The organism is Paenibacillus albicereus (assembly GCF_012676905.1).
Taxonomy (GTDB): domain Bacteria; phylum Bacillota; class Bacilli; order Paenibacillales; family Paenibacillaceae; genus Paenibacillus_O; species Paenibacillus_O albicereus.
The window spans coordinates 3,823,589-3,839,622 of record NZ_CP051428.1 but is presented as its reverse complement, the minus strand read 5'-3'; the positions used below and the strand labels follow the sequence as shown (position 1 = coordinate 3,839,622).

Annotated in this window: 11 protein-coding genes; 7 read left to right on the top strand and 4 right to left on the bottom strand. The window is 66.5% G+C overall.

The window, feature by feature from the left end; genetic code table 11:
- Positions 1 to 10 precede the first annotated feature (10 nt).
- The 3 genes from HGI30_RS17285 to HGI30_RS17275 are packed head-to-tail and all read left to right on the top strand — an operon-like array spanning position 11 to position 5,253.
- Positions 11 to 1,861 carry a cache domain-containing sensor histidine kinase gene (locus tag HGI30_RS17285; protein ID WP_168908695.1) on the top strand — a complete coding sequence of 617 codons (1,851 nt, stop codon included), beginning with the start codon at positions 11 to 13 and terminating at the stop codon, positions 1,859 to 1,861.
- Positions 1,836 to 3,467: a response regulator gene (locus HGI30_RS17280; protein WP_168908694.1), complete on the top strand. Its 1,632-nt coding sequence runs from the start codon at positions 1,836 to 1,838 to the stop codon at positions 3,465 to 3,467. The genes HGI30_RS17285 and HGI30_RS17280 overlap by 26 nt, the downstream gene beginning before the upstream one ends.
- A 19-nt stretch (positions 3,468 to 3,486) precedes the next feature.
- A complete protein-coding gene (locus HGI30_RS17275) occupies positions 3,487 to 5,253 on the top strand; it encodes a glycoside hydrolase family 2 protein (protein ID WP_407945044.1) in 1,767 nt (588 codons plus the stop codon).
- Between the two features lie 92 nt (positions 5,254 to 5,345).
- Here the strand turns inward: HGI30_RS17275 and HGI30_RS17270 are convergent, their stop codons facing one another.
- Together HGI30_RS17270 and HGI30_RS17265 are read right to left on the bottom strand one after the other, a co-directional pair.
- Positions 5,346 to 7,418 carry a serine hydrolase domain-containing protein gene (locus tag HGI30_RS17270; protein ID WP_168908692.1) on the bottom strand — a complete coding sequence of 691 codons (2,073 nt, stop codon included), beginning with the start codon at positions 7,416 to 7,418 and terminating at the stop codon, positions 5,346 to 5,348.
- 204 nt (positions 7,419 to 7,622) lie between these two features.
- Complete coding sequence (locus tag HGI30_RS17265) at positions 7,623 to 9,644, bottom strand: prenyltransferase/squalene oxidase repeat-containing protein (RefSeq protein ID WP_168908691.1); 2,022 nt, start codon at positions 9,642 to 9,644, stop codon at positions 7,623 to 7,625.
- 125 nt (positions 9,645 to 9,769) lie between these two features.
- Between HGI30_RS17265 and HGI30_RS17260 the strand changes: the two genes are divergently transcribed.
- Positions 9,770 to 9,871 carry a hypothetical protein gene (locus tag HGI30_RS17260; RefSeq protein WP_028599177.1) on the top strand — a complete coding sequence of 34 codons (102 nt, stop codon included), beginning with the start codon at positions 9,770 to 9,772 and terminating at the stop codon, positions 9,869 to 9,871.
- 180 nt (positions 9,872 to 10,051) lie between these two features.
- Here HGI30_RS17260 and yhbH read toward each other — a convergent pair whose 3' ends face one another.
- Positions 10,052 to 11,197, bottom strand: a complete 1,146-nt coding sequence (yhbH, locus tag HGI30_RS17255) for a sporulation protein YhbH (protein ID WP_168908690.1) — start codon at positions 11,195 to 11,197, stop codon at positions 10,052 to 10,054.
- Positions 11,198 to 11,380: 183 nt separating this feature from the next.
- Here yhbH and HGI30_RS17250 point away from each other — a divergent pair, with 183 nt between their 5' ends.
- Positions 11,381 to 11,764 (top strand): DUF423 domain-containing protein, encoded by a 384-nt coding sequence (locus HGI30_RS17250; protein WP_168908689.1) that lies wholly within the window; start codon positions 11,381 to 11,383, stop codon positions 11,762 to 11,764.
- A gap of 102 nt (positions 11,765 to 11,866) precedes the next feature.
- On the opposite strand, the gene HGI30_RS17245 is transcribed toward HGI30_RS17250, so the two are convergent.
- Complete coding sequence (locus tag HGI30_RS17245; protein WP_168908688.1) at positions 11,867 to 12,337, bottom strand: hypothetical protein; 471 nt, start codon at positions 12,335 to 12,337, stop codon at positions 11,867 to 11,869.
- A 211-nt stretch (positions 12,338 to 12,548) separates the two neighbouring features.
- Between HGI30_RS17245 and HGI30_RS17240 the strand changes: the two genes are divergently transcribed.
- Complete coding sequence (locus HGI30_RS17240) at positions 12,549 to 13,136, top strand: biliverdin-producing heme oxygenase (RefSeq protein ID WP_168908687.1); 588 nt, start codon at positions 12,549 to 12,551, stop codon at positions 13,134 to 13,136.
- 44 nt (positions 13,137 to 13,180) lie between these two features.
- Positions 13,181 to 15,730, top strand: coding sequence for a diguanylate cyclase domain-containing protein (locus HGI30_RS17235; RefSeq protein ID WP_168908686.1), 2,550 nt, complete (start codon positions 13,181 to 13,183; stop codon positions 15,728 to 15,730).
- Positions 15,731 to 16,034: the final 304 nt, after the last annotated feature.

The window sequence follows — 16,034 nt, the reverse complement described above, 5'->3', positions numbered from 1 at the left end:
GAGGGGCAGCATGAAGGCATTCGGCAGCTGGTTCCGCAATCTCGAGCTCGCGCGCAAGCTCATCCTCATCAACGCCGTGTTCATCGTCCTGCCGCTCGGACTGATGGGCGGGTTCGCCTTCGTCCGCTTCTCGGAGACGACGGAGGCCAAGGTCGGCGAATCGCAGCTGCAGGCGATCAAGCAGATGACGCTCAACATCGACACGTACATGAGCGAGCTGAGCCGGCTCACGGTCATGCCGTACCAGTACCCCAAGGTGACGGCGTTCCTGGAGTCCAAGCGGACGCCGGGGCAGCCGCTCACGCTGGAGGAGATCAGCGGGCTCAACGATTTCGTCACGCAGGTGTTCCTGAACGGGCGGGTCGACATCCTCGGGGTGTCGCTCTACGGCCGCGACGGCGCGTCCTACGTCGTCCTGCCGGAAAGCCAGTACGTGACGACGTACAAGCTCGACGAGACGGCCGCCTGGCTCGACCGCATCGAGGGGCACTACGGCGAGCCGGTGTTCGTGCCGACGCATGACGTGCGCTCGACCGGCGGCATCGTCTACCAGGCGTTCTCGATCGCGCGCGAGCTGCGCAGCTTCGACAGCGGGCAGACGCTCGGCCACATCGTCATCGACGTCGATCCCAAGTTCATCCGCGAAATCCTCTCCAAGGTGAAGCTCGACGCCGAGGAGTCGCTGTATATCGCGGACGACGAAGGGAAGCTCGTCATCCGCAAGGGCGGCGGCGGGCAAGCGTCCGCCCCGGAGCCGCTCCCCCGAGGAGAGGCAGGCGCGGCGCTCGCCGCCGGCGGCGAGGGCGTCAGCCAGGTGGAGGCGGGCGGGCGCGGCCTGCTCGTCTCCCGCTTCAAGTCGGAGGTGACCGGCTGGACGACGGTCGGCATCGTGCCGGTCGCCAGCCTCATGAAGGACGTGCAGACGCTCGGCACGTTCCTGATCCTGTTCGGCGCCGTCTGCGTCGGCATCGCGCTGCTGCTCTACGTGTTCATCGCGTACCGCGTCACGCTGCCGCTGCGCAAGCTGAGCCGGCTCATGCGGAGCGTCGAGCGCGGCGACCTCAGCCAGCGCTTCCCGGCCGCAGGGCGCGACGAGGTCGGCGCGCTCGGCCAGTCGTTCAACGAGATGACGGCCAAGCTGAGCGAGCTCGGCTACCTGCTCTACGAGACGGAGATCCGCGAGAAGGACGCGCAGATCGCCGCCTTGCAAAGCAAGATCAACCCGCATTTCCTGTACAATACGCTCGGCTCGATCAGCATGTACGCGGAGGTCGAGGGCAGCCGCGAGATCGTCACGATGGCCAACAGCCTCAGCCGCCTGCTGCGCTACAGCCTGAGCGGCCGCAAGGAGCGGGTGAGCCTCGGGGACGAGCTGGGCCATGTGCGCGGCTACATGAGCATCCAGCAGATGCGCTACGAGGAGCGCATCAAGTTCACGCTGCAGGCCGATCCGGCGCTGCTCGGCTGCGAGGTCATCCCGCTGCTCGTGCAGCCGCTCGTCGAGAACGCGATCAACCACGCGATCGACAAGGGGGCCGGCGAAGGACGGATCGTCCTGACCGCCGCCGCCGAAGGGCAGACGCTCGTCATCGCCGTCGCCGACGACGGCATCGGCATGGCGGGCGAGGCGCTGGAGGCGCTGCGGGAGCATCTGCGGCATACGCGCGAGCTCGGCGGCAGCTCCGGCAACGGACTGCTGAACGTCCACCGCCGCCTCGTGCTGCGCTATGGACAGGAATACGGCCTGCAGCTGGAAAGCATGCCTTACCGGGGCTTCCGCGCCGCGCTGCGGCTGCCGCTGCTGCCGCTCGATACCGGAAAGGAGGGGGATCCGGATGCCGAGCATCCTGATCGTCGATGACGAATCGATCTTCCGCAAAGGACTCCGCAAGATGATCGGCGGCCTCGATGGCGACTGGACGATCGCGGGGGAAGCCTGCGACGGCCACGAGGCGCTCGACCGGCTGGAGGCGCTGGCTCCGGACGTGCTGCTGACGGACATCCGCATGCCGCGGATGGACGGCATCCAGCTGCAGCGGCTCGCCGCGAGCCGCCAGCCCGGCTTGCTCACCGTCGTCGTCAGCGGCTACGACGACTTCTCCTACGCGCAGCAGTCGATGCGCCAGGGGGCCAGGGACTACCTGATGAAACCGGTCGAGCGCGAGGAGCTGGCGCGCGTGCTCGACCGGATCGGGGAGGAGCTGCGGACGCGGCGCGGCGCCGAGCGGCGGGCCGAGGCCGGCTGGCAGGCGCGGCCGGAGATGCGCCGCCATCTTGCCGGCCATGTGGCCGAGGCGCTGCTGGCGGGCCGGATCGGCCCCGGCGAGCTGGAGCTGCTGGAGCAGATGGGAGCGAGCTTCCGCCATCCGTACTTCGTCTGCCTCGTCATCAACCTCGACAAGCATTCGGTCGGCGAGGAGCGCTACCGCAGCGGCGACCCGTCGCTGTTCCAGCTGTACATCCAGCAGTTCGCCCAGGAAATGCTCGACCGCCACGCGGAAGGCATCAGCTTCGTGCTGTCGGAGACGAAGGTCGTCGCGCTCGTGAACCGGCCGACGCCGGAGCCGCTGCGCGCCGGCGCGGACTCGCTCGCGGAGATGATCCGCCGCCAGATTTCTTCGCTGTCGCGGCTGACGGTGACGATCGGCGTCAGCGCCCCGGCCGAGGGGCTGGCCGGCATCCCGCGCGCCTACGGCGAGGCGGAGATCGCCCTGCTGCACCGCCTGATCGCGGGCGGCGACTGCGTGCTCGACTATGCCGAGGTCGGCGGCCGCAGGTCGGCTGCCGGCGAGGCGGCCCGGCGCTCGGCCGACCGGCTGGAGCAGGCGGTGCTGCAAGGAGCGCCGGCGAGCATCCGCGCGGAAGCGGTCCGCTGGGTCGGCGAGCTCTGCGAGGCGGCGCGCTCGCCGGAGGCGATCCACCAGCAGCTGTGCAAGCTGCTGCTGCGCTGCTACGAGCTCGCGGAGGAGCTCGGGGCGGCATCCGCCTGGCTCGGCGGCCAGGACATCGGCAAGCAGCTCGCGGAGGTGTGCGCGATCAGCTCGCGCGAGGAGCTGTCCGAGCGGCTGCAGGAGCTGCTCGCCCGGCTGGCGGCGGCGATCGCGCAGGCGCGGGCGCAGCGGGAGCGCGATCCGGTGGCGTCCGCGTCGCGCTACATCGCCGAGCATTATCGGGAGCCGCTGACGCTGCGCGACGTGGCGGAGGCGGTGTACCTGAACCCGGCTTATTTCAGCAATCTGTTCAAGCAGCGCACGGGCGAGACGTTCATCGAGCACCTGACCGGGGTGCGGCTGCGCGAGGCGGAGCGACGGCTGGCGCTCACCTCCGACAAGATCCAGGCGATCGCGGAGGAGACGGGCTTCGCCCATGTGCGGCATTTCAACCGGGTGTTCAAGAGCCGGACCGGCGCATCGCCCAAGGAATACCGGGAACGCATGAAAGGGAGCGCCGAAGCGCGCTCCCGCTAACACGAGGAGGATTCGCATGATGGCACAACAACCGCGCGCGGAGCACCCGCGGCCGCAGTTTTACCGCGAGGCATGGATCAATCTGAACGGAGAATGGGAGTTCCAGTTCGACGACGCCGACGAGGGCGAGAGCCTCGGCTGGCAGCGGGGAGACACGGAGCTCGGGCGGCGCATCGTCGTGCCGTTCGCTCCGCAGAGCAAGCTCAGCGGCATCGGCGATGCCGGCTTCCACGACATCGTCTGGTACCGCCGGGAGCTGGAGCTGCCGGAGGCGTTCGCCGGCAAGCGCATCCTGCTGCACTTCGGCGCCGTCGACTACGAGGCGAGCGTCTGGGTGGACGGCACGCTCGTCGCCCGGCATGAGGGCGGCCATACGCCGTTCCGCGCGGACATCACGGACGCGCTGGCGGCGGGAGGCGGGCCGCACCGGATCGTCGTGCGTGCGGCCGACTCCAGCCGCGACGTGACGCTGCCGCGCGGCAAGCAGTATTGGAAGGAAGATTCGGCCAGCATCTTCTACACCCGCACGACCGGCATCTGGCAGACGGTATGGCTGGAAGCCGTCGAGGCGACCCGGCTGGACCGGATCAGGCTGACGCCCGACATCGACGCCGACCGCATCGAGCTGCGCTCGTGGGTCAAGGGCCCCCTGCCGGACGGACTGACGCTGCAGGCCGTCATCTCGTTCGAGGGCGAGCCGGTGGCGAGCGACTCGTTCTCCGTGCGGCGCGGCGAGGAGACGCGCTGCATCGCGCTCGGCGACTTCAGCGACCACGGCCTCGGCCGCTGGTGGTCGCCGGAGAAGCCGCAGCTGTACGATCTCGCGCTGCGGCTCGTGGACGGCGACGGCCGGACGCTCGACGAGGTCCAGAGCTATTTCGGCATGCGCAAGATTTCCGTGGAGAGCGGACGGCTCTGCCTGAACAACCGGCCGTACTTCATGCGGCTCGTGCTCGACCAGGGCTACTTCCCGGACGGCAACCTGACGCCGCCGAGCGACGAGGCGATCCGCCGCGACGTCGAGCTGACCAAGGAGATGGGCTTTAACGGCGCCCGCAAGCATCAGAAGCTGGAGGACCCGCGCTACCTGTACTGGTGCGACCGGCTCGGCCTGCTCGTCTGGGGCGAGGCGGCCAATGCCTACGCCTACTCCGAGGAGTACGTCGGCCGCTTCACGCGGGAGTGGCAGGAGAGCGTCGAGCGCGACTACAACCATCCGTGCGTCGTCGCCTGGGTGCCGCTCAACGAGAGCTGGGGCGTGCCGAACATCGCCGTCGACAAGCGCCAGCAGCAGCATGCGCTGGCGATGTACCATCTGACCAAGTCGCTCGACGCGACGCGGCCGGTCGTCTCCAACGACGGCTGGGAGATGGTGCGCACCGACCTGTTCAACATCCACGACTACGAGTGGCGGCGCGACGTGCTGCAGCAGCGGTACGCCACGGCGGAGAGCGCCGTCGCGGCCTCGCCGGCCGGACGCGTGCTGGCGGTCGAGGGCTTCCCGTACGAAGGGCAGCCGATTCTCGTCACCGAGTTCGGCGGCATCGCCTACAAGAAGAGCGACTGGGAAGGCTGGGGCTACTCCGGCGCATCGAGCGACGAGGACTTCGCCAAGCGGCTGGACGACGTCATCTCGCCGCTGGCCGGCGGCGTCGTGCAGGGCTGGTGCTACACGCAGCTGACCGACGTCGAGCAGGAGATCAACGGCCTGCTCACCTACGACCGGCAGCCCAAGCTGCCGCTGGAGACGATCCGCGCGATCGTCGAGGGACGGTATAAGGGCTGAGGCGGGGCGGAGGGGAAAGGGAAAAGGGACGAAGCCGATTGCGGGCTTCGTCCCTTTTTTTGGCATGCAGCCGATCCGGCCGCCTAGCCGCCTTATTTCTTGCTCAGCGAGACGCTGAATGCGGCCCCCGGCTCGCCTGCGAACACGATCGTCCCGCCCGCCGGCAGCACGACGGTGCTCGTGCCGCTGGCGACGCTGCTGGCCGCAAGGCCGCCCGCAGCGTCATACACGGTGAATCCGCCTGCGGCCGGCAGCTTCACCGACATCGTCTTGCCGGCCGCCGCCGCCGGAATGTGGAACCAGCGGGCATAGCCGTCTTCCTTCACCGTCACCTTCGACTGCTTGCCCAGGTGCAGCGGCTTGACCGCATCCTCGCGGATGTACCGCAGGCCCGCCGTCTCCAGGAACTCGGCTCCATCCTGGCGGTAGAAGCGGAATTCCGCCGTGTCCCGGCCGCTCATGCCGGGAATGCGCAGCGCGCTGATCGCGGCGTCCGGTCCGGTGATCTTCTTGTCGCCGGCATAGCCGCGGAAGTCGGCCGCGCGCCGGATGTCGAGCTTCCCATTCAGCACATACAGCATCGACGTGTATTTCTCATTGAGCGGGTAGTACGCTTTGCCTTCCCGTTTCGCCCAAGCCGAGGCCGTTTCCTTGGGAAGCGGATTGCTGGCGAGCTTCTGGACGGTATAGTGGGACAGCGCGGTCTGCCCAAGCCCCGGTACCGAGAGGTATTGGCGCACCCAGAGGTACGTCTGGCCGTTCGTTTCCTTCACGAACTCGACCTTGGCCGTGCCGGCTTCGTCCATGAACGTTCCGTCTGCCGTATAGATGTATTTTTCTGCGGGATATTCCGGCAGGCCGGGCAGCGTTACGGACAGGCCGCTGCCCTTCAGCTCGATCTTAGCCAGCTGCCCGGACGTCCCATAATAGCCGGCCTGCTTTTTCAGCTCTGCGGGCAGGGGAGCCGCCACCGGCTTGCCGAACGATTTGTCCGGCCTGATCTCGTCGATCGTTCCTTTGTCCTTCAGCGCCTTCAACAGGATCTGATTCGCCAGCAGCTGGTTGGTCGAGCTGCTTCCGCCCGAGGACAGGACGGCCGCCGCCATGTCCTGCTCCGGCAGGACGACGAGCGAGCCATGGTAGAAGATCGTGTCGCCGCCCTTGGTCAGCGCCTGGATGCCGTAGTCGTCGAACGGATACAAGCGGACGCTGTCCCAGCCGAGTCCATAGCCGATGCTGTTGTCCGCTTCCTCGGGCCACAGCCCCCGTTCATACTCGGGCTGCTCCATCGCTTCCACCGCCTCGGCCGAGAGGAGGCCCTGCTCCTCGTCCGTGAACAGCTGCGAGAACCGCGCCAGGTCCTCCGCCGTGGAATAGATGCCTCCCGTGCCGAAGACGTTCACCGTTTCATTCGGCAGCTGGCGCGCCAGGGAAGGGAAGTACAGCCCCGCCATGCCCTTCGGATCGACCCCGTCCTGCGGCGTCTTCGTATGGTCCATGCCGAGCGGTCCGGTAAAATGCTGATGGATGAAGGCGGTGTAATCCACCCCGCTCACGCGCTCCACCAGCAGCTCCGCGAGCGTGAAGCCGTCGTTGCAGTATACGGAGAAGGCGCCGGGATCGGCCTTCAGGCTTTGCGTGGAGAGCTGCTGCAGCAGCGTATCATGGGCGTAGGCATCCGCGTCCTCGAACAGGAACGCATTGTTCAGGCTGGAGCCTGGAAGCCCGGAGGAATGGTTCAGCAGCATGCGCGGGGTGATCTGCTTGTACCGCTCGTCCTTCATCTTGAAGTCCGGCAGGTACTGGACAAGCGGGGCGTCCAGGTCGATCTTTCCCTCGTCGACCAGCTTCATGACGGCGGCGGCGGTGAACATCTTGCTCACCGAGCCGGTGCCGTACATCGTGTCTGCGGACAGCGGGATCTTTCCTTTCTCGTCGTTCCTGCCGCTCTGGCCGGACACGACGATCCGGCCCTGGTCGATGAGCGCATACTGGACGCTGACCGTTCCGTACTGCTCGGTGAGCAGCTTCGCCTTTTCCGCGGCGAGCTGCTCCAGTCCTTGGGGGGGAGCGGCTGCCGGAGCAGCGGACGCCGTCGGGGCGGCAGGCAGGAGCGGCGCCGCGACGAGCGCGGCGGCCAGCATCCAGGCCAATCTTTTCATCATGGAATTTCCTCCTTTTGTCAAAACGATCCTCCTTTCGTACGCTCGAAGCATCGCCAACGTTCAGGGCCGGCGATAAAAGAGGAGTTTGGTCGCAGGTTGCGGGCCTCGTCTGGGACCAGCCGGCTAGGCAATGTCCCGGATCGGCCTCCCGTCGGGCGGGACTTGCATCTGCCCCCGTCGGAGCAGCTCTCCGTCAGCTCTCCGTCAGCCCTCCGTCAGCCCGCTTCCGTAGCGCCGGACGTACTGCGACAGCACGCGCAGCGGCCAGATGTAGCGGCTGCTGCCATAGTGCAGATACACATGTCCCGGCAATGCGCCGCCGGCCGGATAGCGCCCGCGCCAGTCGTCCGCCTCGAGCAGCGCGCACAGGCAGGCGATGCCGCGCTCGACCGCTTCCCGCGGCGCATGCGGATGAGCGAGCAGCCCTTCCAGCGCCCAAGCCGTCTGGCAAGGCGTGCTGGCGCCGAGCGGCACGTACTTGCCCTCCACGTCGCTGGCGCAGGACTCGCCCCAGCCGCCGTCGCCGTTCTGCACGGAGAGCAGCCACTGCATGCCCCGGTACAGCGCGGACGCGGAGCGCGGCGCCTTGACGGCGAGCAGGCCGGCCAGCGCGGCGCCGGTGCCGTGCACGCGGCAGATGCCCCAGCGTCCGGCCCAGCTGCCGTCCCGGTCCTGCTGTGAGACGATCCATGCGCATGCCCGGCGCACAGCCGCCGCCGCCGGATCCTCTTCATGGCCGTCCTCCGCCTGCAGCGCGGCGGCGAGCCAGCCCGGCAGCGGGGCGGAGGCCTGGGACGCCCACTGAAGCGTGCGCGCGGTCAGGTCGACGGTCGGCGGGTCGGTCACGATCTGCGCGCTCTGCTCGAACTGGATCAGCCCGATGAGCGGGCTGCCCGACTCGCGCTCGAACGCCGGCCAGCCGCCGCTGCGGTTCTGCAGCGCCCATGCCCAGCGGCGGCCGCGCTCCTGCGCGGCCTCGCTCCAGTAAGGCACGCCGGTCTTGCCCGCCGCCCGCTGGAGCAGCAGCAGCGCCGCGGTCGTATCGTCGACATCGGGATAGCGCGCATTGACGGCGCTGAAGCCCCAGCCCCCGGGCTCCACGCCGGGGGCGCGCCGCTGCCAGTCGCCGCCTTCGCTCTGCTGCCGGGCGGCGACCCAGCGCGCGGCCTGCTGGATGGCGTCCGCTTCGGGGGGCACGCCGCTTTCCAAGAGCACATTGCCGAGCATGGCCGTGTCCCACATCGTCGAGTCGGCGATCTGCAGATGGGAGCGGGCCGTCGTCCCGGCGCTCGCTGCGCCTGCCTCGCCCAGGTCCGCATGGGCCAAGCCGCCCGCCGCTCCGGACTCATGCCAGACGAGCGAGCGGACGCCGTCCAGCGCGCGCCGGACCGTATCGTCGCCGGCATCGTACCCGACCGACAGCAGCGCCGCGACCAGGAGCATCGTCGCGGTCGAGTAGGTGAGCAGCGTGCCGTTCGGCTCGATCCGCTCCAGCAGGTAGCGCTCGGCGCGCTTCAGCGAAGCCGGCTGCAGCGGCGAATGGCCGTCCGCCATCGCCTGCAGCATGCCGGCGAGCGGCTCGGGCAGCAGCGTCGGCAGCGAGAAGCCGCGCTCCTCCCCGGCGATCAGCTCCGTCAGCCGAGGCAGCCGCCCCTCGCCGAGCACGAACGTGCCGGAGCTGAGCATCAGCACCGGCACGAGATGGGCGCGCGCATGGCCGGACAGGTCGAACAGCGACAGCGGCAGCCAGGACGGGGCGAGCATCGCCTCGACCGGCAGCCGCAGCTCCTTGGGCCACGGCAGCTGGCCCGTCATCGCCAGCAGCACCTGCGTCATCATCGCGCGCACGCGGGTTAGGCCGCCGCGCTGGAGAATGAAGCGGCGGGCGTGGACGAGCGCAGGGTCGCCGTAGTCCATCGCGCCGCTCGCCAGCAGCGCATAGTACGCCTCCACGCTCGACTCCAGATGGCCTTCGCGCTGGTCGGCATGCAGCCGCCAGCCGCCGTCCTGCTGCTGCAGCGAGGCGATGCGGGCGGCGACGCGGCGGATCAGCTCCTCGTCCTGCGGCGGGCGTCCGAGCGCTTGCAGCAGCACGAGCAGATAGGCGTCGCTCATGACGCCGCTTTCGCACACCATTCTCCAGGAGCCGTCGCCGCTCTGGCTGCGAAGAAGCTCCTGCTGCAGCTTCGAGACGGCGGACGAGGCGAGCAGTGACAGATCGGACATGGCGTCCAGGCCTCCTTTCAAGATCGGATCGTTCAGCCCCGCCAGGGGGCATGGGCATGCGTCCAGAGCAAACGCCCGAACCGGGCATATGCTGGACTATTCAAGGCAAAAGGAGTGAACCATCCATGTCGTATGCTGCAGGAGCCGGGGCAGGCTGGACCAGCACGAGCGTCATCCTCGTCCTTTTCATTCTTCTCGTCATCATCAGCCGCATCTTCCTCGTGTAGCGGCAGGCGGGGCCGGGTGTCCCGCGCGCCGCATCGGACCCGTCAAAGGGCTGCGCAGCTTCCGCGACCTGCTTGCAGATCGCGGAAGGGCGCAGCCCTTTTTTTCGAAAGACAAGAAAGGGAAAGCCAAGCGCATGTCCGGCCGTTCCTTTCCCGGAACGAGTCCGCAGCCGGCCGCATTCAGCCCGCAGGCTTGGCGAAGAACCGCTTGAGCGCGTCGTACACCTCGCTCTTGTCGCGGATGACGGAGAACAGGAATTTCTTGTCCTGGATATGCTTGTAGGCGGACATGAGGGTGCTGCTGCGGTTGTACTGGTTCACCTCGCCGTAGCCGAACAGGTTGGAGCGCTTCATCAACTCGTCGATCAGCTTGACGCATTTCTCGTTGTCGGAGGTCAGGTTGTCGCCGTCGGAGAAGTGGAACGGGTAGATGTTCCAGTTCGCGGACGGATAGCGGCTGTCGATGATGTCGAGCGCCTTCTGGTAGGCGGACGAGCAGATCGTGCCGCCGCTCTCGCCGCGCGTGAAGAACTCGTCCTCGCTCACTTCCTTCGCCTCGGTATGGTGGGCGATGAACACGATCTCCACATGCTCGTACTTGCGCCGCAGGAACTTCGTCATCCAGAAGAAGAAGCTGCGCGCGCAATATTTCTCGAACGAGCCCATCGATCCGCTCGTGTCCATGAGCGCCAGCACGACCGCGTTGGAGTGGGGCTTCATGACCTCCTGCCACGTCTTGTAGCGGAGGTCCTCGGGCGTGATGCCGCCGATGCCCTTGCGGCCGGTATTCGCGTTGCGGCGCAGGTTCTCGAGCAGCGTGCGCTTCTTGTCGATGTTGCTCATGATGCCCTTCTTGCGGATATCCTGAAAGACGACGTCGGCCGCCTGGACCTGCTCCTTCTGCTTCTGCTCCAGCCGAGGCAGCTCGAGCTCCTCGAACAGCAGATCCTCCAGCTCATCCATCGTGACCTCGGTCTCGAGGTAGTCCTCGCCCGCCTGGTCGCCCGCGCCTTGTCCCTTGCCGGAGCCCTTGGCCGAGCTCGGATCGACGCCGAGCACGTCCCCGACCTGCGAGTCGCCGTCCCCTTGTCCGACATGCTGCTTCTTGTTGTAGTTGTACACGAACCGGTACTCGTCGATGCTCTTCACCGGCACCTTCACGGTTTCCCGGCCGTTCGACAGGATGATGCTCTCGTCGCTGACGATGTCCTTGAGGTTGTGCTTGATCGCCTCCCGGACCTTTTGCTGGTGCCGGGTCTGGTCCTGATAGCCTTTCCGGTGCAGGGACCAGTCCTCGCGCGAGACGATGAACAACGGTTCCGACATGCCGCTCCCCCCGCTTCGTTCGATATTCAGCGTCCGCCCGGACCTGTTCTCCAAGTATATTCAGATGGAGGACGATCATGACGGAGCGGGCGGCGTACAGGACCGGGGACGAGAGGTTGTGCTATACTACGGAGGAATCCGTTCCGCGATGAAAAGGAACGACAGAAGAGGTGAGTCCAACCGATGTTTCCCCGCTACCTCGCCTTCGGCGCCCTCTACGCTCTCGTAGGCGTCGCCCTCGGCGCGTTCGGCGCCCACGGCCTGGAGGATCATGTGGAGCCCGATCGGCTCGAGATCTTCGAAACGGGCGTGCGCTATCAGATGTACCACGCGATCGGCCTCATCCTGCTCGCCTTCGCCGCGAGCATGCTGGGCGACCGGAAGCCGCTCCGCCTCGCCGGCCGCCTCATGCAGGCCGGTATCTGGATCTTCTCCGGCAGCCTGTACGTGCTCGTCCTGAGCGGCGTCACCTGGCTCGGCGCGATTACGCCGATCGGAGGCGTCTGCTTCATCGCCGCTTGGGGGATCGCCGCCTGGAGCGCCTGGCGGGCGAGAGGAGAAGGCTGACCGGCCGGACGCGCCCGCATTCGCGACAAAAAGACCTTGCCTCGGACAAGCTTCGAGGCAAGGTCTTTTGGCATGGAGGGAACGAGATCGCCGGGCAGGCGGCTACAGCAGGAAGTCGTCGATCTCGCCGATGCCGAACGTGTACACCTGCTTCTCGTCGACATGATAGACGGTCAGCAGGGAGTCCTGCTCGTCCAAGCGCAGGATCCGGCAAGGCACGCTCAGCCGGACGCCCTTGCCGCGGTTGATGCTGAGCCGGACGAGCCGGCTGTCCTGGACGCAGCGGCGGATCAGGTCGAGAGCGAGGTCGCGCAGCCCGTCGGCCGCGGCCGACGCTGAGGCCGGTACCTCGGCAGGCGCGGCCGGTCCGGATGCGGATGATTCGGAAGGAGCGGGAGCGTCGGTGTCGGGCAGGACGGTGAAGCCGATGAGCGATCCTTTGCCGATTCGGTAGCGGCTGACGCCGGCTGCATCGAGACGCTCCCTCAGCAGCGCCTCGGCCGCCTCGCGGGTGCTCGCCTCGATGACGAGATCGGTCTGGAAAGAATAGGTATGTAGTCCTTTACCGTTCATGATAGCCATAGTTCCTCCGCACTCGATTGAGATAGTTCATTAACTATATCATTGGAATAGGTGATGATATAGTCCTATTTTTGTCGGCATTTCAACGCGTACTTTGAATATGGTACGATGGAAGCCATGAGCGATGTTGCTCCACGATGGCATGACGACATTCACGCATGATCCTATCCTCCGCCAAGGCGGTTCGAAGAAGAGGTGCGGCATGGGCAGCACGATAATGGAAAGGCTTCGCCAAGAGACGGCGGAGCAGCACGAACGGATGGAAGAAAACCGCTATGCTCGCGGCATCATGGCCGGCTCGCTGGACCGGGCCGGGTATCGGCGATATTTGGAGCTGTTCTACGGCTTCATCCGGCCTGCCGAGGAGCGGATCTATCCGGATGCTCAGCTGCAAGCCCAGGGGCTGGACGAAGGAGCTCGCCGCAAGGCGCCGCTGCTGGAACGCGATCTGCAGGCGCTCGGCCTCGGCGCGGACGAGATCGGCCGCCTGCCGCGCTGCGGGGAGCTGCCCGACCTGAGCACGCCTGCGCGCAAGCTCGGTTACCTGTACGTGCTCGAAGGCTCGACGCTCGGCGGGCAGATCATCTCCCGCAAGCTGGCGGCCAGCCTCGGCCTGGAGCCGGACAGCGGACTTCGTTATTTTCACGCCTACGGAGACGACACCCGCAGCCGCTGGCTGGAGATGAGAAGCCTCATCCAGCAAGGCTCGCAGGGGCAGGAGGACGAGACGGTCGCCGCCGCGAGGGAGACGTTCGCGCTGCTGGAGCGTTGGGTGGAAGCCTCCGCCTGAAGGACAAGCCCGCCAACCCAAAGCCAGGAGGTTACGTTCGACGAATGAAGGAAAACAAGCCTTATAAAGAGGAAGCGGCGCTCGACCGCACGCTCCTGAACGATTCGGAGTACGAGCGGCAAGGGTCGCGGATCGATCTGACCAACTGCGACAAGGAGCCGATCCATATTCCCGGCAGCATCCAGCCTCACGGAGCCCTGCTGGCCGTGACGCGGGACGAGCGTCCGGTCATCGTGCAGGCGAGTCTCAGCACGGAACGGCTCTTCGGACTGCGGGCGGAAGCGCTCGTCGGCCAGCCGCTCGCACGGCTGCTCGGACCGGACAAGGCGGCGGAGGTCGCGCGCCTCGATCCGAACGCGGCCGTGACCTCCGACTTGCAGTATATCCAGTGCCCGATCCGTCAGGAGGACGGAGGCGAGATTCCGTTCATCGGCATCGTGCACGAGAGCGAGGGACTGCTCCTGCTGGAGCTGGAGCCGTTCGAGGAGGATATCGGACCGTCCCTCCACGATTTTCAGTGGATCAACACGTTCTTCTCCCGCATCAAGCGGGCGTCCAGCCGGATCGAGGCCAGCCAGGCGGCGGCGGACCAGGTCAAGGAGATGCTCGGCTACGACCGGGTCATGATCTACGAATTCGACGACGAATGGAACGGCAAGGTCATCGCCGAGGCCAAGGAGGAAGGGCTGGAGCCGTTTCTCGGGCATCACTATCCGGCTTCAGACATTCCGAAGCAGGCGAGGGCGCTGTACTTGCGCAACTGGCTGAGGACGATCGTCGACGTCGGCTACGAGCCTTCGGCCATCGTGCCGACGGTGCAGCCGCTGACCGGCAGGCCGCTCAACCTGAGCCTGTCGTCGCTGCGCAGCGTCTCGCCTCTGCACATCGAGTACTTGCAGAACATGGGCGTGGCGGCGACGACCACGATCTCGCTCATCCGCGAAGGGGAGCTGTGGGGCCTCATCACCTGCCACCATTACGCGCCCAAGTACGTCCCTCATCGGGTGCGCAATCTGTGCAACTTCCTCGGCACGTTCTTCTCCAACGAGCTGTATCAGCGCCAGCAGCTTGACGAGTACGAGCAGACGCTCGGCATCCGTTCGGCGGCGGGCAAGCTGGCGGGGCTGTTCTCGGGCAATGCGCTGCGGACGATGCAGAAGGTCGAGCAAAGCCAGCAGCAGCTGATGGACCTGCTCGGAGCAAGCGGCATGGCCGTCTGCTTCCGCGACAAGCTGCAGCTGTTCGGCACGACGCCGGCGGCCTCGCAGATTCGCAAGCTGGCGGGCTGGATGGGAGCTCAGTCGGTCGATTACGCGTTCCATACGTCCAAGCTCGGCCAGGACTACGCGCCTGCCGCCGCATATGCGGACAAGGCTTCGGGAGCGGTGTTCCTGGCGCTCTCGCCGGGGATGCAGCATTATATCCTGTGGTTCCGTCCGGAGCAGCTCCAGATCGTCGAGTGGGCGGGCGACCCCGCCAAGGCGGTCATCCAGAGCGACGACGGCGTGCGGCTGTCGCCGCGCAAGTCGTTCGAGAAGTGGCGAGAGGTCGTGAAGGGCAAGTCGGTCGCCTGGAAGGAATCGGAGCTGAGCGCGCTGCAGGAGCTGAAGTCGATCGTGCAGCGGGAGACGGAGCATCAGCTGGCGCAGGCCGAGGAGCAGGCGCTGCAGAACGCGCGCGTTCTGCGCGACAACGAGAACCGTTACCTGCAGCTGATGGAGTATTCCCCCGTCCCGTTCCTGACCGTAACGGACGGACGCATCGTCTATGCGAACCATCAGGCGGGAGAGCTGCTCGGCTGCGAATCCGCCCTGGAGCTGGTCGGCTGCCGCATCCTCGAGTTCCACGAGGAGCGCGCGCGAAGCGCGCTCGGCAAGCGGCTGGACAGCCTGAGCCAAAATGCCGCCCTGCTGGATGCGTACCGAGGCATGTTCGTGCCCAAGGTCGGCAGCCCGGTCGAGCTGGACCTGTCGCTGGCCTCCGTCATCCACGGCGGCGAGCCGTCCGTGATGGTCGTCGCCAAGGAAGTGAAGGCGGAGCCGGAGCAGAAGGAGAACTTCTCGCATAGCGCGAGCCAGCTGGCAAGCTACGTGACGAGCGATTCGCTCACCGACCTGCCGAGCCGGCTGACGTTCGAGCGGGATCTGGAAGCCGACTGGAGCGATGCGGAGCTTGCCGGCGAGCCGCTGTCGCTGCTGCTCGTCGACATCGACGACTTCAGGGCGTACAACGCGCTGCACGGACTGCGCGGAGGCGACCTGTGCCTGCAATGGGTGGCCGACGCTCTCGGCGTCATCGCCCGTCAGCATGGCGCCTACTTGGCGCGGATGACGGCGGATACGTTCGTCCTGAAGCTGCGCAGCGATGCGGATGCGGCGGCACGGCTCGCCGAGGAGATCCGCAGCAGCGTGCTGTCGCTGCAGATTCCGCGCGACGGCGCGAGCTCCGGCTTCATCACCGTCGGCACCGGCACGGCCACGGCGCGTCCGGCGGACGGCGAGGCGCCGGCATGGCTGCTGGGGGCGGCCCAGGATGCGCTGCGTCAGGCCAAGGCGGCGGGCGAGAGCCGTGGCGAGGGCGCTTCCGCGGACTAGGCCGTCTGGCTTGCCTCTCTGCCCGCATTGCGCGCCTCTCCGATATCGATTATCCAAACCGCTTTGTCCAAAGCGGTTTTTTTGCGTTCCATTTCAAGAAGCAATAGCCCGTTCGGGTGGTTTCGGTCATGTTCACTTAGTTGTCCAAAAGAGTTGATTCTTTGTTGAACGTTTAAAGACGAACAGGTGACCGTGATTGCAATGCGAATGGATGGAGCTATACTTGGCTTAACTCCCCCGTTCATCATGCAGGACATGGACCGTGACTTTGTGAAAAAAAGCTCATATGGATGGCAATCGTTTG

Excerpts from the sequence above, each read along its gene's own strand:
- HGI30_RS17285 (WP_168908695.1), top strand. The coding sequence starts at position 11 with ATGAAGGCATTCGGCAGCTGGTTCCGCAATCTCGAGCTCGCGCGCAAG.
- HGI30_RS17280 (WP_168908694.1), top strand. The coding sequence starts at position 1,836 with ATGCCGAGCATCCTGATCGTCGATGACGAATCGATCTTCCGCAAAGGA.
- HGI30_RS17275 (WP_407945044.1), top strand. The coding sequence starts at position 3,487 with ATGGCACAACAACCGCGCGCGGAGCACCCGCGGCCGCAGTTTTACCGC.
- HGI30_RS17270 (WP_168908692.1), bottom strand. The coding sequence starts at position 7,418 with ATGATGAAAAGATTGGCCTGGATGCTGGCCGCCGCGCTCGTCGCGGCG.
- HGI30_RS17265 (WP_168908691.1), bottom strand. The coding sequence starts at position 9,644 with ATGTCCGATCTGTCACTGCTCGCCTCGTCCGCCGTCTCGAAGCTGCAG.
- HGI30_RS17260 (WP_028599177.1), top strand. The coding sequence starts at position 9,770 with ATGTCGTATGCTGCAGGAGCCGGGGCAGGCTGGACCAGCACGAGCGTC.
- yhbH (WP_168908690.1), bottom strand. The coding sequence starts at position 11,197 with ATGTCGGAACCGTTGTTCATCGTCTCGCGCGAGGACTGGTCCCTGCAC.
- HGI30_RS17250 (WP_168908689.1), top strand. The coding sequence starts at position 11,381 with ATGTTTCCCCGCTACCTCGCCTTCGGCGCCCTCTACGCTCTCGTAGGC.
- HGI30_RS17245 (WP_168908688.1), bottom strand. The coding sequence starts at position 12,337 with ATGAACGGTAAAGGACTACATACCTATTCTTTCCAGACCGATCTCGTC.
- HGI30_RS17240 (WP_168908687.1), top strand. The coding sequence starts at position 12,549 with ATGGGCAGCACGATAATGGAAAGGCTTCGCCAAGAGACGGCGGAGCAG.
- HGI30_RS17235 (WP_168908686.1), top strand. The coding sequence starts at position 13,181 with ATGAAGGAAAACAAGCCTTATAAAGAGGAAGCGGCGCTCGACCGCACG.